This is a genomic window from Marinomonas pontica, from assembly GCF_036322735.1.
Lineage (GTDB): Bacteria > Pseudomonadota > Gammaproteobacteria > Pseudomonadales > Marinomonadaceae > Marinomonas > Marinomonas pontica.
Genome location: NZ_AP027271.1, coordinates 3,372,934 through 3,392,219, shown reverse-complemented (window position 1 = coordinate 3,392,219; position 19,286 = coordinate 3,372,934). Strand labels below are relative to the sequence as shown.

Annotated in this window: 16 protein-coding genes; 6 read left to right on the top strand and 10 right to left on the bottom strand. The window is 47.9% G+C overall.

Going from position 1 to position 19,286, the window contains the following annotated elements:
• Positions 1-196 precede the first annotated feature (196 nt).
• From AABA11_RS15990 to AABA11_RS15965, 6 genes are all read left to right on the top strand, one after another.
• Positions 197-1,549, top strand: coding sequence for an ABC transporter substrate-binding protein (locus AABA11_RS15990; protein ID WP_265728179.1), 1,353 nt, complete (start codon positions 197-199; stop codon positions 1,547-1,549).
• 116 nt (positions 1,550-1,665) lie between these two features.
• The gene (locus AABA11_RS15985; RefSeq protein WP_265728180.1) at positions 1,666-2,676 is read left to right on the top strand and encodes a carbohydrate ABC transporter permease; all 1,011 of its coding nucleotides are present in this window, start codon (positions 1,666-1,668) and stop codon (positions 2,674-2,676) included.
• Between the two features lies 1 nt (position 2,677).
• Complete coding sequence (locus AABA11_RS15980) at positions 2,678-3,820, top strand: ABC transporter permease subunit (protein WP_338269415.1); 1,143 nt, start codon at positions 2,678-2,680, stop codon at positions 3,818-3,820.
• A gap of 70 nt (positions 3,821-3,890) precedes the next feature.
• Positions 3,891-4,985, top strand: coding sequence for an ABC transporter ATP-binding protein (locus AABA11_RS15975; RefSeq protein ID WP_338269414.1), 1,095 nt, complete (start codon positions 3,891-3,893; stop codon positions 4,983-4,985).
• 66 nt (positions 4,986-5,051) lie between these two features.
• Positions 5,052-6,671 (top strand): alpha-glucosidase, encoded by a 1,620-nt coding sequence (locus AABA11_RS15970; RefSeq protein WP_338269413.1) that lies wholly within the window; start codon positions 5,052-5,054, stop codon positions 6,669-6,671.
• Between the two features lie 119 nt (positions 6,672-6,790).
• Positions 6,791-7,867, top strand: a complete 1,077-nt coding sequence (locus AABA11_RS15965; protein WP_338269412.1) for a LacI family DNA-binding transcriptional regulator — start codon at positions 6,791-6,793, stop codon at positions 7,865-7,867.
• 2 nt (positions 7,868-7,869) lie between these two features.
• Here AABA11_RS15965 and AABA11_RS15960 read toward each other — a convergent pair whose 3' ends face one another.
• From AABA11_RS15960 to AABA11_RS15915, 10 genes are all read right to left on the bottom strand, one after another.
• Positions 7,870-8,586 (bottom strand): 3'-5' exonuclease, encoded by a 717-nt coding sequence (locus AABA11_RS15960; RefSeq protein ID WP_338269409.1) that lies wholly within the window; start codon positions 8,584-8,586, stop codon positions 7,870-7,872.
• Positions 8,587-10,443: a DUF294 nucleotidyltransferase-like domain-containing protein gene (locus AABA11_RS15955; protein ID WP_338269407.1), complete on the bottom strand. Its 1,857-nt coding sequence runs from the start codon at positions 10,441-10,443 to the stop codon at positions 8,587-8,589. It lies immediately after the preceding gene.
• A gap of 27 nt (positions 10,444-10,470) precedes the next feature.
• Positions 10,471-11,037 (bottom strand): TMEM165/GDT1 family protein, encoded by a 567-nt coding sequence (locus AABA11_RS15950; RefSeq protein WP_265728187.1) that lies wholly within the window; start codon positions 11,035-11,037, stop codon positions 10,471-10,473.
• 291 nt (positions 11,038-11,328) lie between these two features.
• Positions 11,329-12,912: a BCCT family transporter gene (locus AABA11_RS15945; RefSeq protein WP_338269405.1), complete on the bottom strand. Its 1,584-nt coding sequence runs from the start codon at positions 12,910-12,912 to the stop codon at positions 11,329-11,331.
• Positions 12,913-13,367: 455 nt separating this feature from the next.
• Positions 13,368-14,537 carry a radical SAM family heme chaperone HemW gene (hemW, locus tag AABA11_RS15940; protein ID WP_338269403.1) on the bottom strand — a complete coding sequence of 390 codons (1,170 nt, stop codon included), beginning with the start codon at positions 14,535-14,537 and terminating at the stop codon, positions 13,368-13,370.
• Positions 14,534-15,151, bottom strand: a complete 618-nt coding sequence (gene rdgB / locus AABA11_RS15935) for an RdgB/HAM1 family non-canonical purine NTP pyrophosphatase (protein WP_338269401.1) — start codon at positions 15,149-15,151, stop codon at positions 14,534-14,536. The genes hemW and rdgB overlap by 4 nt, the downstream gene beginning before the upstream one ends.
• Before the next feature lie 90 nt (positions 15,152-15,241).
• Positions 15,242-15,832, bottom strand: a complete 591-nt coding sequence (gene metW, locus AABA11_RS15930; RefSeq protein ID WP_338269399.1) for a methionine biosynthesis protein MetW — start codon at positions 15,830-15,832, stop codon at positions 15,242-15,244.
• Positions 15,832-16,989 (bottom strand): homoserine O-succinyltransferase MetX, encoded by a 1,158-nt coding sequence (gene metX, locus AABA11_RS15925; protein WP_265728191.1) that lies wholly within the window; start codon positions 16,987-16,989, stop codon positions 15,832-15,834. The genes metW and metX overlap by 1 nt, the downstream gene beginning before the upstream one ends.
• Positions 16,990-17,203: 214 nt before the next feature.
• Positions 17,204-18,649 carry a methyl-accepting chemotaxis protein gene (locus AABA11_RS15920; protein ID WP_338269396.1) on the bottom strand — a complete coding sequence of 482 codons (1,446 nt, stop codon included), beginning with the start codon at positions 18,647-18,649 and terminating at the stop codon, positions 17,204-17,206.
• Positions 18,650-18,760: 111 nt separating this feature from the next.
• The gene (locus AABA11_RS15915; protein WP_338269394.1) at positions 18,761-19,090 is read right to left on the bottom strand and encodes a hypothetical protein; all 330 of its coding nucleotides are present in this window, start codon (positions 19,088-19,090) and stop codon (positions 18,761-18,763) included.
• Positions 19,091-19,286: the final 196 nt, after the last annotated feature.

Sequence of the window (19,286 nt, the reverse complement as noted above, 5' to 3'; positions counted from 1 at the left end):
TCTCAGAAACCAACTAAATTTAGCAAATAATTAAGTCAATATTAAGGACGCTAAGTGCTTGAAGCACGGGTTTTGTTTGTTAATAATCAAATTCCTTCTTAATCCTTATAGAAGACATATTTAGTGAGTTTCGACCTTCGATAATAACAACAAAGGCATGCTAGGGGAGTCCCGAGCCAGCCTGTAAGGAGCTATGATGAAAAAGTCTCTATTGTCTGTGGCGGTAGCCCTGACTCTGTCCGCAAGTGCTGTTCATGCAGCTGACCTCATGTTCAAACCCGGTGAAGATGCTCGTTTTAGTTGGAGCAGCTATGACGCCTTAAAATCCACTAACCTCTCTGGCGAAACCATTTCTGTTTTTGGTCCTTGGATGGGCGATGAAAAAGGCAACTTTGAGCGTGTGGTTGCTTATTTCGAAAAAGCCACTGGCGCAAAAGTCAATTACGCAGGGTCGGATTCCTTTGAACAGCAAATCGTAATTGATGCTCAAGCTGGCAGCGCCCCCAACATTTCGGTTTTTCCACAACCGGGTTTAGCGGCGGATTTGGCGGCAAAAGGTTTCATTACACCGCTTAACGATACTGTGAAGAAAGCCGTGGTGAGCGATTATGCCGCGGGTCAATCGTGGGTTGATCTTGCAACGTTTAAAAACCAAAAAGGCCAAAAAGAGTTTTACGGTGTGTTCTATCGTGCCGATTTGAAATCCTTGGTGTGGTATTCACCAGATAACTTTGCGGATGCGGGTTATGACGTGCCTGAAACCATGGAAGACTTAAAAGCATTGACGGAACAGATCGTCGCTGACGGTGGCACGCCTTGGTGTATCGGTTTGGGCTCCGGCGCAGCGACGGGTTGGCCGGCAACGGATTGGGTAGAAGATCTATTGTTGCGTACTCAGCCAGCGTCGGTGTACGACAAATGGGTGAGCAACGAGATCAAGTTTGATGACCCACGCATTGTGAATGCGATTGAGGAGTTTGGCTGGTTCGCCCGCAATGACGAATACGTTGACGGTGGTGCGGGCGCGGTGGCGTCAACGGATTTCCGTGACAGTCCAAAAGGCTTGTTCCAATCACCACCTAAGTGTTATTTGCATCGCCAAGCGTCGTTCATTCCTGCGTTTTTTCCAGAAGGCACGAAATTGGGCTTAGATGCGGATTTCTTCTATTTCCCATCGTACGAATCGAAAAAATTGGGTAATCCGGTATTGGGTGCGGGCACCTTGGTCAGCATCACCAATGATTCAAAAGGCGCCCGTGCGTTTATCGATTTTATTCGCTCGCCGATCGCTCATGAATTGTGGATGGCGCAAACGGGCTTTATTTCGGCTCATTTGAAAGCCAATCCTGAAGTGTATTCCAGCGAGGCTGCGAAGAAGCAAGGTGAAATCTTACGCTATGCGACGACGTTCCGTTTTGATGGATCGGACTTGATGCCAGGCAAGATCGGCGCGGGTTCTTTCTGGACTGGCATGGTGGATTACACCGGCGGTAAAGACGCAAAAGAAGTTGCTCATGACATCCAGAAAACATGGGATGCGTTGAAGTAACTTTGTTCAATAAGCCTCTAATGCGGACGCTCGCTTAGGGGCTTTCTTCTTTGTCGTTCAACCACAACCGATGACCCTGTGGTTGATCTGTCTATTCGATGTATTTTGGAGTGCTTATGGCTCAGCTCGCTTCCGCGTTAGTGACCATGATTTTGGGTGTACTAGGGTGTGCTGTGTATTTCTATGGTTCAAACATCTTGTTGGATAAAATCTTTCCCACCAAGAATGGACCCGCCCAACAAATCGCTCGAAACCTAAGAATCACCAATACCATTCGTCCTTGGTTGTTTTTAGGGCCTGCGGTGTTGTTGCTGACGTTTTATCTTTTTTATCCGGTGATCGATTCTATTCGTTTGTCTTTCTTTGACCGCAGTGGCGATGAGTTTGTGGGCGTTTCTAACTACGTGTGGTTGTTTGGCAGCGATGAGTTCTTTGAATCCTTCCGCAACAATATGTTGTGGCTGATTGTGGTGCCGACGGCGGCGACGTTTTTTGGTCTGGTAATCGCGACCATGACCGACCGCATTTGGTGGGGCAATATTGCCAAAAGTCTGATTTTTATGCCGATGGCCATTTCCTTTATTGGTGCGTCGGTTATCTGGAAATTCATTTACGATTTTCGCAGCGGCGGCGATGCACAAATTGGTTTGTTGAATGCCGTTGTCGTCTTTTTTGGTGGAGAACCACAGAACTGGATCACCATTCCTTTTTGGAACAATTTCTTTTTGATGATTATTTTGATCTGGATTCAAACCGGTTTTGCGATGGTGATTTTGTCAGCGGCGTTGCGTGGTATTCCAGATGAAACCATCGAGGCCGCTGTGCTAGATGGCGCCAATGGCGTGCAGATTTTCTTCAAAATCATGGTGCCGCAAATTTGGGGAACCATTGCGGTTGTTTGGACAACGATCACCATTCTGGTGCTGAAGGTGTTTGATATTGTGTTGGCGATGACCAATGGCCAATGGGACACGCAAGTGCTGGCAAATCAGATGTTTGATTGGATGTTCCGCGGCGGCGGCGACTTTGGTCGTGGCGCGGTGGTGGCGATTGTGATTATGGTGTTGGTTATCCCGATTATGATTTGGAATATAAAGCGTGCGAACGCAGAAATGGAGGGGCGTTAATATGATTGCATCCTCTAAACGTTCTCCGTTGACGTATTTGGTTCATGCCACTGTGTTGTTTTTGGTGGTGATTTGGACCATTCCGACAGCGGGTTTATTTGTGTCTTCCATTCGCGACAAAGATCAGTTGTCAGTGTCTGGCTGGTGGACGGCGTTAGCTACGTCTGAGCAGCGTATTGTTGACCGTGCACAAGAACCGAAAGCGCAAGTGCAAGAAGGCGGTCGCTTTGTTATTCGTGGCAATTTGCTGGGTGAGTCGGCTGGAAGCATCACTCAATTCGGTTTTAGTTCTCTGGAGCCTGAGGCGTTTGCTGTTGGTACGGTGGCCGAAATGAGAAAAGGCCAAACGCTAGAAGTGACCGCCAATGGTGATTACGTCTTGTCCTCGCCGACACCATGGAAGGGATCCCGTGGGCAACGTATTTTTTACACGGCGGAAGTGCCTCCTCGGTTCACCTTGGATAACTATCGTGAGGTGCTGAGCGCAGAAGGTTTGGGTCAGTCTTTCTTAAATTCCTTAACAGTGACGATTCCTGCGACCATTATTCCAATTTTGGTGGCGGCGTTTGCGGCCTATGCCTTAGCGTGGATGCGTTTTCCAGGTCGAGCTTTGTTGGTTGCGGCTGTGGTGGGATTATTGGTTGTCCCTTTGCAGATGTCTCTGATTCCGTTGTTGAAAAGCTACAACTTGATTGGCGAATTCTTTGGCGTTGGTTCAAAAACCTATGTTGGGATATGGCTCGCTCACACGGGGTTTGGTTTGCCGTTGGCCATTTATTTATTGCGTAATTACATCGCAGGTTTACCGGGGGAAATCATTGAGTCGGCGCGTGTTGATGGGGCATCGGACTTTGATATTTTCCGCAAAATTGTGCTGCCCTTGTCGTTTCCTGCCTTGGCGTCGTTTGCCATTTTCCAGTTCCTTTGGGTGTGGAATGATTTGTTGATTGCCATGGTCTTTTTAGGAAACAACGAAGAGCATTTGGTGCTAACGGGTCAATTGCGTGAATTGTTGGGGTCTCGTGGCGGGAACTGGGAGATTCTGACGGCATCGGCGTTTATTACCATTATTGTTCCTTTGTGTGTGTTCTTTAGTTTGCAGCGTTATTTGGTGCGCGGCTTGTTGGCAGGTTCTGTGAAATAACCCCGTTACGCGAGTGAGTTGAGCGCGGCTCCTCACTTAATGTACGTATTTAGATTGAGGCAATTGAATCATGGCAGATGTAAAGCTAACCCATGTTAAAAAGGTTTATTCGAACAAAGTTGAAGTGTTAAAAGACATTAATTTGGACATCAAACAAGGTGAGTTTATCGTCTTTGTTGGGCCGTCTGGTTGCGGCAAGTCTACCTTGCTTCGCATGATTTCTGGTTTAGAAGAGATTTCTGGCGGCACTTTGGAGATCGATGGCCAAGTGGTGAATGATATTCCACCTGCATTACGCGGCATCGCGATGGTGTTTCAAAGCTACGCCTTGTACCCGCATATGACGGTGTACGACAACATGGCCTTTAGTTTGCAAATCGCGAAAGTGAGCAAAGAAGACATCGATCAGCAAGTGCGTAAAGCAGCGGATATGCTGCAACTTACGCCGTATTTGGATCGCTTGCCAAAAGCCTTGTCGGGTGGTCAGCGTCAGCGTGTGGCGATTGGTCGCGCGATTGTGCGCCGTCCGAAAGTGTTTTTGTTTGATGAGCCTTTGTCGAATTTGGATGCGGCGTTGCGTGTGGCGACGCGAATGGAAATTGCTAATCTGAAAGACAGCATGCCCGATTCGACGATGATTTATGTGACTCACGATCAGGTCGAAGCCATGACATTGGCGGATCGTATTGTGTTGTTATCGGCGGGTAATATCGAGCAAGTAGGCTCGCCTTTGGAGCTTTATGAGCACCCTGCGAACGTGTTCGTGGCGAAGTTTATTGGCTCGCCCGCGATGAATGTGGTGCCGTGTCGAATTGAAAAGGCCGGCGAGCAAACCCAGGTGTCGCTGTCTTCATCTGTGACCGTGGAAACGCCGATTACAACCGAAGCCAGTGAGCAATCCAAAGCGGCGTTTTTTGGTATTCGTCCTGAAGATTTGTTGGTGGTTGAATCGCAGGAACAGGGTTTCTTGTCGGGAAGTGTGTCTTTTGTTGAATCTTTGGGGGAAGCGACCTTGCTGTACGTTACTGTGCCTGGTTGTGACGAAATGGTGATTGCGAAGCAAGCAGGCACCCTAAAAACACAGCGAGGCGAGACCGTGCATTTGTCGGCATTGCCAGAAAAAATGCATTTATTTGACGACAAAGAAGTGTCTTATCGTCGTTAATTGTTTGGATTATTTTGATGGGAGCAAGGCGTTGCTCCTTGTTTTATTTGTTTTTGGAGAGCCGTTATGACGACCAATTTGAATTGGTGGAAAGGTGGAGTTATTTACCAAATATACCCACGTAGTTTTATGGATGCGAATGGCGATGGGATTGGTGATTTGGCCGGAATTACCAGCAAACTCGACTATGTAGCGTCTCTCGGAGTGGATGCCATTTGGCTGTCGCCGATCTTCACATCGCCCATGAAAGACTTTGGCTACGATGTGTCGGATTATTGTGATATTGATCCAATGTTTGGCACGTTAGCGGATTTTAAAGCCTTAATTGATCGTTCTCATGAATTGGGCTTAAAGGTAATGATCGATCAGGTGATTAGCCATTCTGCTGATGCACACCCTTGGTTTGAAGAAAGTCGTCAGGATAAAACCAACCCAAAAGCCGATTGGTATGTGTGGTCTGACCCAAAACCAGACGGTTCTCCGCCTAATAACTGGCTGTCTATTTTCGGTGGCAGTGCGTGGAAATGGGACAGCCGTCGTTTGCAATATTATTTGCATAACTTCTTGGAGTCTCAGCCAGATTTCAACTTCCACAACCCAGATGTTCGCAAGGCGCATTTGGACAATATGCGGTTTTGGTTGGAGATGGGGGTAGACGGTTTCCGTTTGGACACGGTGAATTTCTATTTCCACAGTGAAGGCTTGGAAGACAACCCACCAGTGCCTGCTGGTGAGCCAAAAACCATGGGTGCGCCACACGATAACCCTTACACCTATCAGCGTCATGTGTACGATTTGAGCCGCCCAGAAAATCTGGATTTCCTCAAAGAGTTGCGTGCCATGATGGACGAGTTTCCAGGCAGTACTACTGTGGGTGAGATTGGCGATGATTTTCCGTTGAAACGCATGGCCGAATACACGTCTGGTGGCGACAAGCTTCACATGGCGTATACCTTTGATTTTTTGAATAAGCCGCATTCACCTGATTACATTCGGGATGTATTGAAAAACATGCAAGAGATTGTCGGGGATGGCTGGCCTTGCTGGGCATTATCCAATCACGATGTGGTGCGTTCTCGTACACGTTGGGGCGCAGACGAGGATGGCGAAGCGTATCCTTTGGTGGCCTTGGCGCTGATTTTGTCTTTGCGCGGCAGTGTGTGTCTGTATCAAGGTGAAGAACTTGGCTTGCCAGAAGCCGATGTGCCGTTTGAGCGCATTCAGGACCCTTATGGCATTCCATTGTGGCCTGTGTTCAAAGGCCGTGATGGCTGTCGTACGCCGATGGTGTGGGAGAATTCAACTAAAGGTGGTTTTTCTAATATTGAGCCTTGGTTGCCCGTATCCAAAGAGCAGTTGCCTTTGAGTGTGGCGGAACAAGAAGCGAATCCAGAGGCGTTATTGCACAAGGTTCGTCAGTTAATTCATTGGCGCCAACAACAACCGGCGTTGGTCAACGGTGAACTTTCTCAGCGCGACGTGGACAATGCCGACTTGGTGGCTTTGGTGCGTGAGTATCAAGGCGAGAAAGTGCTGGTGGTTCTGAACATGACGGGGACATCTCAGCAGGCGAATGTGGGTGATGATATTGCAGAAGTGCTACAAGGGCATGGCTTTTCGTCGACCTTGTCTGGCGCGGTGGCGACAGTCCCTGCGTATCACGCGTTTTATGCCAGATTGTCTTAGCCTTGATGGCAATCGGTCTTGGGATAAATACTAAGACTTTGTAACAAACAAGCCGATTTGCGGAGGACGTAAATCGGCTTGTTTGTCATGGCTATTTTTTTAGATTACGGACCGTGGGTATGACAAAAAACATAAAAAAGCTGACCTTAAAAGACGTCGCCGAACGCCTAAAAGTGTCTACCGCGACCATTTCCAATGCGTTTAATCGCCCCGATCAATTGTCGGCCAATTTGCGTGAAAACATTTTGAGCGAGTGCGAAAAAATGGGCTACTTTGGCCCCAATGCCGCGGCGCGCAGTTTGCGAACGGGTCGCACGGGCATTGTTGGCATTGTGTTGTCGGATGACCTGAGTTACAGCTTGACTGACCCTGTCGCCAATCAGTTTTTGAAAGGTATGGCGGAAGTGTTCGAGGCGAATGAATACAACATGTTGCTGTTGTCTTCTGATCATGTGGAACAAGACGCGCAAAGCCGCATGCAATCTTCCATGGTCGATGGCTTTATTGTGTACGGTCACAAACCTCAGCAGTGTATTAATGCGCCTTGGTTGATGCCGAATAAGAACATCATTACGGTCGATAGCTTTATTCCGGGGACGACGTCGGTCAACATTGAAAACCACAGTGGCGCGTATCGCATTGCGTGTCATGCGTTGCAGCATAAACCGGAAGCGGTGGCGATTTTAGGTTTGAGCCTGTTAGACACTGACCGAGTGTGTCGGATTCGGGAAGACGAACTGTTTGACCGCGCTGCATCGATTTCGATTCAGCGTTTGTACGGGTATTTTGAAGCGTTAGAAGAGCACCAATTGTCCGTTGCCTCCGAGCATATTTGGAACATTCCAGAAAACAATCATAAGTTGGCTTACCAAGCGGCTCGTGAAGCATTGACCATGGCGAACCGCCCGCAGTTGCTATTGTGTATGAGTGATTGTATTGCGATTGCTGCGGTACAAGCGGCGTTGCATATGGGGTTGCGAGTGCCTGAAGACGTGCAGGTGGTAGGGTTTGATGGCATTGCCGAAAGCGCCAATATTCACCCATCCATCACCACCATCCATCAACATACGGTGGAAAAAGGGCGTGTCGCCGCGGAAGTCTTTTTAGGCCTTCGAGAAGCCAAAGACGTGGTGTTGGAAACGGAGCTGGTGATTCGCGAAAGTTGCCCTTCACTTGCTGACTCCGCTGTATCGTAGACCTAGACCCAATAGTGCGAAATATCTGCTTCTGGGTCCATGTGGTAGGAGATTTGTGCCTGCAATAATTCCGCAGAAGACAGCGCGTCAGTCAACGCATGATGGGCCTTGTAGCGTGGAAGTTTGTAGCGTTGACGGCAAGCGTCTAAGCGCAACGAAGGTTGTCTACCAAAGCGTTTCCACCACGGTTTGAATGTGGCTTGGCGTTCAATGTCCATGGTATCTAGGACGGGGAAATACAGCGGATAGCCGTATACTTTCATGGCGGCTTCCAGAAGGAATTGGCGCTCGATGGCCACACAATGCACGACGATGACTTGGTGGCTAAGTGCCGTCAAAATTTCCTCCAAAATAGCATGAAGCCTTGGCGCTTCTTCTAGTTCGGCGTGGGTGATTTCATGGATGGTGACGGATTCGGCATGCAATGAACGTTCAGGTTTGGCCATCCAATATTTCGCACCTTGGCAACGAATGATTTTGTGGTCGAGTGGGATTAGCCCAAGGCTGATGATCTCGTCTTTACTGGGGTCTAATCCGGTGGTCTCGAGATCCAATGCGAGCAATGGCGCGTCTTTTAACGCGGTATTGGGCGCTATCATTCCGGCTTGATAAAAGCGTTTTAATGGGCCTTCTGGCGCTTCTTTGGCCCATTCTGCAAACATCGCTTGCCAGTCTTGGATGTCTTTTTTTTGGCTGTTTTTTATTACACGTTTTGTCATTTAGTTGCGCTTCCCTGCGAAGCGGAACTTAATAAATTCCTGTTGGCGTGACACAATGTGAAACGCGTCTCTTAAGTGACGCTTTTCAAATGAGGACAAATGTTCAGGGTTGACGTGATTATTGGGCTCTTCGCCGGCTTCAATTTGGTCTTTTTGGTTGCGGATACGCACCATGCCGATCATTTCTAAGGCCAAGGCGAGGTCTTTCGCGCGCCCGTCGGGTAACAATCCTGCGGCTTCAATGTCTTCAATACGTTCCAGTGTGTTGAGTTTGTCACTGCCACACGCTAACGCATGCACTCGGACAATATCAATAATGGGTGCGATGCCCCTTTCTTTTAGGTTAAACGTGCGTGATTGTTTGCCTTCACCGTCCAATACAAACTGTCGAAAGAACCCCAAAGGTGGTTTGCGTTGGTTGGCGTTTCTGGCCATAAAGGTCAAGAACCCCGCGTGCTGTTGGGCTTCGGCGCGTATGTGCTGATTTAATTGTTTGGCCAGGGTTTTGTCGCCATACACGCCGCGCAAATCAAAGAAGATAGACAGACGCAATAGGGCTTCGGCTTTGGGTTGTTGAATCCACTCGCTGAAGTGTTGTTTCCAGACCTTAAGAGGCTGACGCCAGCGCGGATTCGACGCCATGATATCACCAGAGCACAAATCGTAGCCGCAGTCGTCTAGATGCTTGCATACCCAATCGGCTAGGTTTTCAAAATACTCGCCGTGCAGTGTTTTGTCGTATTGATCGCTCAAGATCAAGGCATTGTCTTGATCGGTTTTAATGGTTTGTTCTTCTCGTGCTTGCGAGCCAAGCGCAATAAAGCAATAAGGCACTGGCGGCGGCCCGTATTTTTCTTCGGCCAACTGCAATAAACGCTTCACAAAGGCGGTTCCTATGTGTGACATGGCGTTGCCTATCATTTGGGTATTGGCATCAGCGAGCACCAGTTGGGTGAAGGTGTGCGTCATTTTACGACTGATGCTTTTCAGCCCTTCAATGCTGGTTTGTTTATAAATATCGCTGATTAAGTAGACGCTGCCGTGGCTTTCTTTTTGGATAAGGTCGCCTGTGCTCACCACGCCAATCGGGAGCCCATTCTTTACAATGGGGATATGGTGAACATTGCGTTCCATCATTTTTAGAACGGCTTCTGATGCGTAGTCGCCACTGTCCATTACGACCGGGTCACGGGTCATGATGTCTGACACTGGCGTGTCGTAAGCTAGACCTTCCGCCACCGCGCGAGTCCGTAAATCTCGGTCTGTAACAATGCCAATCAGTTCGTCATTGTCCGTGATTAAAAGGCTAGAAACGCGATGCTCAGCCATGATTTGCGCGGCGATGCGAATGCTGGAATCCATTTGTGTGCTTATCGGTGGACGTCTTAATAAGCTCACCACAGGGCAGGTCATTAACGACACGTCGGAGTTTTGAGCGTCCATCGCGGCTCGCAGACGCGCTTCGCGAGCCAGCTGGAAAAAGTCCGAAAAGTTGTCGTTTTCAGCATGAAGTTTGAGAAACCAACGCGCAGGAATGCGATACAACAAACTGTCTTCGATGGTTCGCATCGACTGGGACGATTTACCACCGCGTAACAACGACGCGTAGCCGAATATCTCACCTTCGTTCATGCGTCGAATTAACTTTTCTTCTTTGCTCAGCACTTCAATGGCTCCGCTACGAATGAAAAACAGCGTATTGTTTAAGGCGCTGGGCGCAATGACCCATTCCCCCGCACGGACATACTGTATTTCGATTTCTTTCGCCATGTCATTGAGTTGCGGATCGTCTGCAATCTCATTGAATGGAGCGTGCTGACACAGTGCTTCGAGTATTTCGGTTAATTCGACGTCCATCGTACATTCCTGTTTGATCGCGCTAACTTAGTGTAGATAGGGCGAGATTATGGTTACGGCACCTAAAACGAGAAACAATAAACAAGCCAATTGGCGAGTTCTGTCAGCGTTTATTTTGTCCATGATCCAGTTACCTGCGAAAACAACCGGTACGTTGGCCAGCATCATACCAACGGTAGAACCTAGCAAGACCATCCACACACTGCCGTAATGAGCGCCTAGTAACACCGTTGCAATTTGCGTTTTATCGCCAATTTCAGCAAGAAAGAAAAGTATAAAGGTGGCACCAAACGCGCCATATTTCAGCATTTGATTTTCTTCGCTGTCGTCTTTATCTGGGATCAGTAGCCATAAACCTACCGCAATAAAGCTTAGACCAACAATCCAACTGATGGCACTGTCTGGAATCCATTGAGCGACTTCCACTCCGAGCCAAGCAGACAAGGCATGATTCAGCAATGTAGCGGCAAGAATACCAAGCACAATAGAAGATTTAGACGCGAAGCGCGTCGCAAGAAATAACGCCAATAATTGGGTTTTATCGCCCATTTCGGCAAGAGCAACAGTAGAGATAGAAGTAAGCAAAGCTTCCATTTGACAGGTCCTAGGTGGGCTATAAAACAAAAGACAACAAACCTGTGCCCACCAGAGCCAAGTCATTGTCTTAAGTCTCATCAATCCCAACGATTTGCATCGATTCAGGACTTCTTTGCCATGAACTTGAGGCTCAATTATGTTGACAAAGAATCTCTGCAGCATACGAATATGTGCAAAGAAGATTACTCCCCTAAGAGGACGCAGAGAATATAATATTTACCGTTAAAAAACAAACCCGAACAGACACTGCTGTTCGGGTTGTTGATAAAGGTCTAATGTACCGACACTTTATTTATAGAGATGCATGTCACTGTGTAACCCTTTCCACAAGCTGATACACATGATCAGCATGAGCAAAGTAAACGGTAGGCCGATGGTAATCGCCGCCGCTTGGATGGCACCCAGTGCTTCAGAGCCGCCACCAATCAATAGCGCGATCGCAATTACACCTTCCAGTACCGCCCAGAAAACACGTTGAATCATAGGTGCGTCTGTTTTACCGCCTGCGGTGATACCGTCGATAACCAAAGAGCCAGAGTCAGAAGAGGTAACAAAGAACACCAAGACCAACACGATACCGATAAAGGAGATCACAGACGTTAATGGCAAGTTAGCGAACATTTGGAACATCGCCAAAGAAGAATCGGAGATACCGTTTGCTAGCGCACCAATGCCGTTTTCCGATTGATCAAGAGCCGATCCACCGAAGATAGACATCCATACTAGAGAAACCACAGTCGGAACCAATAGAACCGCCACAATGAACTCACGAACAGAACGACCGCGAGAAACGCGCGCGATAAACATACCAACAAATGGTGACCAGGAAATCCACCAAGCCCAGTAGAATACAGTCCAGCCATGGTAGAAAGTCGTGTCTTCACGACCAATCCAATTACTTAATGGAATGATGTTTTCAACGTAGCTAAACAGGAAGGCGATCACAGACGAGAAAATCGCGCCAGTGTTACCAACGATCACAATAAAGATGGCCAATACAGCCGCGATGATCATGTTCACGTTAGACAACAGTTTGACACCGCCTTCTAAACCGCGAGCAACCGAGACAATGGCCACAGCGGTAACACCGCAAATAACCAAGATTTGAGTGGTTAGCGTGTTCGGAATATCGAATAGGAAGTTCAGACCACTGGTGGCTTGCAATGCACCGAAGCCCAATGACGTCGCCAAACCAAAAATCGTCGCGATAACAGAAATGACATCAATTACATGACCAATGACGCCCCATACTTTTTCACCAAACAGCGGGTAAAAAGCAGAACGAATGGTCAGTGGCAAGCCTTTGTTGTAGGCGAAGAAAGCCAACGACAAACCCACTACCGCGTAAATAGCCCAAGGGTGAAGACCCCAGTGGAACATGGTTGCGCCCATCGCTGCGTTTTTCGCTTCAGCCGTATTCGCGGCAACGTCAAACGGTGTGCCGTACCAGCCTGTGTAATAGGCGACAGGTTCTGCCACACTCCAGAACATCAAACCAATGCCCATACCGGCCGCGAACAACATAGAGAACCAAGTAATGGTTGAGTGTTCCGCTTTTGCTTCGGTACCGCCTAAGCGAATCTTACCAAGAGGAAGAACAATGAGAAGCAGGCAAAAAAGCACAAAGATGTTGCCGGATACCATGAAAAACCAGTCGAAGTTATTGATCGACCAATTTTTGGCGCCTGATAAAATAGCACTGGCGTCGGCAGGGAATAAGATACTGCCGATGATGAATGCAAAGATGATCAGTGCGCTGGTGCTGAATACAGGGTTCAGTACATCAAGGCCAAGAAACTGAACGTTATCTTGTCCTACTTTGTACGACGTGTTGTATTCTGCCCGACCACTGTCAGGTACTTTATTACTCATAAATTTACTCCTGAATTAGTGAAATTGTTCTCGCGACGTCTGCTTAACCGCCAATGTTTAAAAGGTCTCTGCCATTTACCAAAAATTAGCCTGAGTGATTTTTATACAATTCTACCACTCCACCGTAAGAGAATTTTCTCTATCGCATTGTTCTGAATACGACGTATTCAGAACTTTTTTCACAATGCTTACATAATCAGGGCGTTGTCAGATGGCTCGAACAAACAGGTTGCTTGGTAAAGGCCGCTGATTTTGTATTGAAATAGGTCGATTTTAGGGTGGTAAACCTTCGCTGTTTTTCAGCTAGGATGAGCGGTTAAGCCAGAGTCTCCATGACTTTTCGCGATGTTAACTAGAATAAAAAAGGCCATCTGAGATGGCCTTTTTTATTCTTAACAGGGTAAGAGTTACATCAAAATGCTTAGATGTCAAATTATAGTAAGCAAAGCAGTTGATTAAGGAAGGAATAATTCAAGCAATTCGTTAAGGAACAATTTGCCTTTTTCTGTCGTTTTTACTCGCTGTTTTTTCCATTCATTGGCATCCAATAAGTCTTGTTTGATTGCCTGTTCACAGGCTGAAATCAACGATTTTGGGGGTTTTTGATAAGCAAATCGTTCGTAATCCTGTAGATCAAAAGTTTCGAACAAACGCAAGCGGTTCATCATAAACTCCAGAGGAAGGTCTTCTTGCTCGATGGCTTCTTTGATCACCAAGGCTTCTGGTAAGTTGTTTAGGTAATGGTTTGGATGGCGAGTCTTTCGTGTACGAAATATTTGACCATTAACTAACGTGATCTTACCGTGAGCACCAGCGCCAATGCCGATGTAGTCGCCGAATCGCCAATAGTTCAGATTGTGCGCAGCGCGATGATTTGGTTTTGAATTCGCGGATACTTCATACTGCGCGTAACCATGCTGAGTGAGTAAGGCTTGCCCAGCGTCTTGAATGCCCCACAAGGTGTTGTCTTCTGGCAGTGTGGGCGGACGACGATAAAACTCCGTGTTGGGCTCGATGGTCAATTGATACCAAGACAAATGCTCGGGGTTCAACTCGATGGCCAACGACAAATCTTCCAATGCCATGTCTAGGCTTTGGTCGGGTAAACCGTGCATCAAATCGAGGTTGATATTATCGAAGCCTGCGGCTCTGGACTTATCCACAGCGTGGATGGCCTCCTCACGGTTGTGGATTCTTCCTAGGGTTTTCAACAGGTTTGGCTGGAAACTTTGAATGCCAATCGACAAACGATTGATGCCGGCTTGACGAAAGTGCCGGAACTTTTCTTGTTCAAACGTGCCCGGATTGGCTTCCATGGTGATTTCGGCGTTGTCCACCCACGTCAGTTTGTCGCGCAGGGCGTCCATTAGACGATAATAGAAGTCTTCGCTCATTAAGCTGGGCGTGCCACCGCCGATGAACGCGGTTTGAATAGGGCGTCCAGCGACATACGGCATATCTGCGTCTAAATCCGCTAGCAGCTGGGCGAGATAGGCATTTTCAGGCAGCTTTCCATCGGCTTCAAAGCGATCTGCTTGGTGCGAATTAAAATCGCAGTAGGGGCATTTTCGAACGCACCAAGGCAAATGAATGTACAAACTTAACGGCGGCAATAGAGCGCTCAAAGTGCCTTTCCTGTTGTGGTGTGTTGTTGGAACGCAGCGAACATGTGCTTTAATGCTTTGCCGCGGTGACTAATTTGATTCTTCACTTCTTTTGGTAGGCTGGCGGCACTGCAGCCACATTCAGGCACATAAAATATCGGATCATAACCAAAGCCCTCTTGGCCTTCTATGGCGGTCAAAATGCGACCTTCCCAGACGCCATGAAAAACCTGCGGCGTTGGGTCATCTTTGTGGCGCATGTAGGCCAATACGCAGTGAAAGCGAGCGGTGCGTTCTAGTTCAGGCACACCGTCTAGCTTTTCTAACAGAAGTTGGTTGTTCGCGTCATTATTGCCATGTTCGCCCGCAAAACGTGCTGAATAAATACCCGGTGCGCCGTCGAGATAGTCGACTTCGATACCGGAATCATCCGCCAACGCGGGTAAACCTGTTTGAGCACAGGCGTTGCGCGCTTTGAGAATGGCGTTTTCAATAAAACTTAGCCCTGTTTCTTCGGCTTCTTCGACATTAAATTCGCTTTGGGGTTTTACATAAATGCCCATGTCGCCAAGTAACGTATTGAATTCTTTGATCTTTCCTGCGTTGTTGCTGGCTAGCACGATGGTTTTTTGCATCGGTTTTTCCTTTTCATTCTTTAAAACAAAGGCGGCTGATACGCCGCCTTGTTGTGTTCTTTTGATTCGATGGTTGCCGTTTTTCGCGTATTAACGACTGATGTGGAATATCGCCGTTTCACTGAATAGGTTCGGCATGGAACGAATCCACCAGTGGTCTTTTAGCTGACCATCGACAGCCGCCCAACGCAGCACTTTGATGTTTTTCTCTTTACACAGACGTTCAAAGTCTTGGAAGGTAAAGAAGTGAATATTGGGGGTGTCATACCAATTGTAGGGCAAGAAATCAGAAACGGGCATGCGGCCTTTTAGCGCCAAATGCAGACGGCTGCGCCAGTGTCCGAAGTTTGGGAAGGTAATGATGCATTCTTTGCCGATGCGCAGCATTTCGTCGATCAATAAGTCGGGGCGACGGAATTGTTGCAAGGCGTGCGTCATCAATACAAGGTCAAAGCTTTGGTCATCAAAGTTCTGTAAGCCTTCGTCGATGTTTTGCTCTAAGACTGGAATGCCTTTTTCGATACAGGTGTTTAAGTCGTCATGGCCTATTTCCAAACCATAGCCGTTTACCTGTTTATTTTTAATCAGATGGTGGAGCAATTCGCCGGGACCACAAGCCAAGTCCAGCACTCGAATATTGGGCTGAACCCATTCATCGATGATTTCTAAATCAGAGCGCATTATTTGACCTCCGTGGTTAAGCGATTGGCGACCCGGGTTAAAAACGTGTTTAACACAGACATATAGCGTGGAATCGGGAACAAAAAGGCATCGTGACCTTCGGCGGCTTCGATTTTTGCATACGAGACCTGCTTGCCTGCTTTGACCAAAGCATTGACGATTTCCTCACTGCGCTCAGGGGAGAACCGCCAGTCGGTGGTGAAGGAAACCAGAAGGAATTCGCATTGCGCGCGACTCAACACAGCCGAAAGGTCGCCATTGGTTTGTGACGCGGGATCAAAATAATCCAATGCTTTGGTCATCAACATGTAAGTGTTGGCATCAAAGCGTTTGGTGAAGGCTTCCCCTTGATAGCGCAGGTAGCTTTCTACTTCAAACTCAATACCGTAGTTGTACTGATAGCTATCGTGACGCATTTGACGACCAAATTTGGCGCCCATGGCATCGTCTGATAAATAGGTAATGTGGCCTAACATGCGCGCCAATCCAAGCCCGTTGGTGGGCACCGAATCGTTGTCGAGATAATTGCCTTCGAAAAAATCTGGGTCGCGACGAATGGATTGACGTGCGACTTCGTTAAAGGCGATGTTCTGCGTGGACAGTTTGGGCGCGGAAGCGACGATGACGGCCGACTTCAGGCGGGTTGGAAAGCGGATGCTCCACTCCAATACTTGCATGCCACCTAGGCTGCCACCGACTATCGCGGCAAAGGTTTGAATGCCTAATAAATCCGCCAAACGTGCTTGGCTTTCTACCCAATCTTCGACCGTCACAATGGGAAAACTGGCTTCCCAACGTTGTCCTGTTTCTGGGTTGATGCTGGTGGGACCGGTAGAACCGCAACAGCCGCCTAAGTTATTAAGTGCAATGACAAAAAACGTGTTGGTATCGATGGCTTTGCCAGGTCCAATTGCCGAATCCCACCAGCCAGGTTTGCTGTCAGACATGGCGTGATAGCCCGCTGCGTGATGATCACCACTGAGCGCATGGCAAATTAAAACGGCGTTAGACGCATCGCTGTTAAGCGTTCCATAGGTCTCATAGACCAGATCATAAGAAGCCAGTGTTTGTCCGCACGCAAGCGGCAAAGGCGTGTCGAAATGCGCCGTCTGTGGCGTGACAATACCAACAGAGTCGGCTGAAATGACGTCCGGCATAGGTGTGTTTGTATCCTAAACTAAAGTCCTAAAGAAAGTGCTCGAGTTCCCGTGAAGACGAGTGGGAAGATTCATCGATGAGTGATGCCGTACAGTCTAGCGTTTGCGCCTAGTGTCATCAAGAGGTGGGATGGAAAACACACTAGACGACTCAATGCTTCTACCGTGTGTGCGGGTGTGGGTAGAAGCATTGGGTAGGGAGGTCATTAGAGCGTTACGCGAGTGTGAACACCTGCGTTTTGTTGGCCAGTTGTTCAGAGAGCTGCTGAATCTGTTTGGTCTTGTCGGCCATCATATCAATAGAACGCGTGTCTTGGTTGAGCTGTTGGGCAATTTGCTCCATTTCCGTGCTCATTTGAATCGCGGTACTGGCCACGTCGTGTATGGCGTTCGCCATGGAGTCGGTCGATTTCGACCCGGTCATGGCATTGCTTTCGATATCACGCATGGCTTCTTCGGCCTTAGTACCGTTTTCACTGATGGTTTTCAGGTTGTCTTGGCCGCTTTCCATGGTGGTGATCGCGGTTTGAGTAGACTGCTGAATGGTGCTGACGATGTCGGTGATTTTTGACGTGGCGTCGACGGTTTTTTCAGCCAAGGCTCTTACTTCGTCAGCGACCACAGAGAAGCCGCGACCCGCTTCGCCTGCGCGAGCGGCTTCGATGGCCGCGTTTAATGCCAGCAAGTTGGTTTGGCTGGCCAGATCGTTGATCATGGCAATGACGCTGTCGATGTCTTTTGATAAACGTCCTAGCTCGTTGAGCTGTTGACTGGTCATGTTCACAATGCCGACCGTGTCACTGATGCTGTGTAACACCATTTTGATGGTGTCGGCCCCAGATTTAGCTGACTGGTAAGTTTCGCTTGAATGCCCTTTCAATTCGTTCGTGGTGTTGGACAGCTCAGTCAAACGATTGGAAATATCATCGGTTGCGGTGGCGAGCGAATGGGTTCGCTGGTTTACTAAATGGTTACTGCTGGCAATGCTACTGATGGTGTTGTTCAGATCTGTCGACATGGTGCTGACGTTGTCGGTGGTCGACACCACGTCTTTTAGTACATTGCCTAATCCTCCCGTCATTTCGTTAAGAGATTGACTCAGTTGGTCAAATTCATCGTTACGCTTGGTGTTCACCATGGCTTTGGAAGACATGTCGCCTTGCTTGACTTTGTTTAGATCGGTAATGACATTTTGTAGAGTTTTATTCACGCTGCGTAAAATTACTATCATAAGTAACGCTGCCAATAAAATGATGGCGATACTCACCGCAAGCAATGTGGCATTGGCTTGAGCAGAGCTGTTTTCGGCATCATTTTCGGCATCGAGTACTTTGGCTTCAATCAACGCGTTGGCGTTGAGCTGGCTTTCAGTAAATTGATTTTTCTGAGTGGCAAAAGTCTGCTGTATCTCATTGAGGTTGGCGTATTCTTTTCCATATTGCAAAATCGCATCGCGATAGGCTTGAGCTTTTACACCGTGTGTATCATGGAAGCCAAAGTTATCGATACGGTTGTAGTAGCGGTCGTAGCTGGTGGTGAACTCCTCAAGGTTGCTGTCGGTTGGGTCTGATAAGTAACCTGCTTCAGCCTTGCGAACATTAGTGAATTCTCGTTTTAACAAGCTTAATTTTTGAATGTCGACCGTGATATCCGAACCCATTTTGTCAATACTGCCACGTAAGCCAGATGACGAATCAAAACCGATGACGTTACGTTTATTGATCAGGGCGACCAGTGCTTGGCTGTAGTTGGTGATTTCAACAAGGTTATCTCATAGTGCTTCTTTTAGATCTTGGCTATTTGCCTGTTCAATGTTGGCTGTAATGGTCGTGGCGTTTTGCTCGATTTGTTGGTTGGCTGTGGCAAGGTATTCTTGGAAGTTCTCTTCGGAGATGGAGCGAAGGCCATCGGCGATTTCGAGCATTTGAATACTTAAATGGTCATTCGATGCCTGAATTTTAGACAAATTTCTGAGTTCGTTATTGGCTTCTTTTTGGGATGCCAATCCACCAATGGCGACAAAGGTGACGATAACGAGCCCTAAAATGGCGGTAATCAATAATATTAATAGTTTCGTTTTAAAGGATAGGTTAACCAGCATAATGACCTTCCTGCTCGGCAGTATGTTTAAACAATGTGCACATAAATAGCACATGGGTTGTTAAGCTATGCAAGCATCGTGCTAACAAAATACAACCGTTAGGATAACGAGGTTTGAGCCGAGTATGAGGAAGGGGGGATTCTGGCTTGCGCATTGTTGGTGCGCGAGGTGGTGTTGGTTGTCACCAAAAGCCCTA

What these genes read in the sequence shown, in the direction of transcription:
- AABA11_RS15990 (WP_265728179.1), top strand. Translation starts at nt 197, where the DNA reads ATGAAAAAGTCTCTATTGTCTGTGGCGGTAGCCCTGACTCTGTCCGCA.
- AABA11_RS15985 (WP_265728180.1), top strand. Translation starts at nt 1,666, where the DNA reads ATGGCTCAGCTCGCTTCCGCGTTAGTGACCATGATTTTGGGTGTACTA.
- AABA11_RS15980 (WP_338269415.1), top strand. Translation starts at nt 2,678, where the DNA reads ATGATTGCATCCTCTAAACGTTCTCCGTTGACGTATTTGGTTCATGCC.
- AABA11_RS15975 (WP_338269414.1), top strand. Translation starts at nt 3,891, where the DNA reads ATGGCAGATGTAAAGCTAACCCATGTTAAAAAGGTTTATTCGAACAAA.
- AABA11_RS15970 (WP_338269413.1), top strand. Translation starts at nt 5,052, where the DNA reads ATGACGACCAATTTGAATTGGTGGAAAGGTGGAGTTATTTACCAAATA.
- AABA11_RS15965 (WP_338269412.1), top strand. Translation starts at nt 6,791, where the DNA reads ATGACAAAAAACATAAAAAAGCTGACCTTAAAAGACGTCGCCGAACGC.
- AABA11_RS15960 (WP_338269409.1), bottom strand. Translation starts at nt 8,586, where the DNA reads ATGACAAAACGTGTAATAAAAAACAGCCAAAAAAAAGACATCCAAGAC.
- AABA11_RS15955 (WP_338269407.1), bottom strand. Translation starts at nt 10,443, where the DNA reads ATGGACGTCGAATTAACCGAAATACTCGAAGCACTGTGTCAGCACGCT.
- AABA11_RS15950 (WP_265728187.1), bottom strand. Translation starts at nt 11,037, where the DNA reads ATGGAAGCTTTGCTTACTTCTATCTCTACTGTTGCTCTTGCCGAAATG.
- AABA11_RS15945 (WP_338269405.1), bottom strand. Translation starts at nt 12,912, where the DNA reads ATGAGTAATAAAGTACCTGACAGTGGTCGGGCAGAATACAACACGTCG.
- rdgB (WP_338269401.1), bottom strand. Translation starts at nt 15,151, where the DNA reads ATGCAAAAAACCATCGTGCTAGCCAGCAACAACGCAGGAAAGATCAAA.
- metW (WP_338269399.1), bottom strand. Translation starts at nt 15,832, where the DNA reads ATGCGCTCTGATTTAGAAATCATCGATGAATGGGTTCAGCCCAATATT.
- metX (WP_265728191.1), bottom strand. Translation starts at nt 16,989, where the DNA reads ATGCCGGACGTCATTTCAGCCGACTCTGTTGGTATTGTCACGCCACAG.
- AABA11_RS15920 (WP_338269396.1), bottom strand. Translation starts at nt 18,649, where the DNA reads ATGGGTTCGGATATCACGGTCGACATTCAAAAATTAAGCTTGTTAAAA.
- AABA11_RS15915 (WP_338269394.1), bottom strand. Translation starts at nt 19,090, where the DNA reads ATGCTGGTTAACCTATCCTTTAAAACGAAACTATTAATATTATTGATT.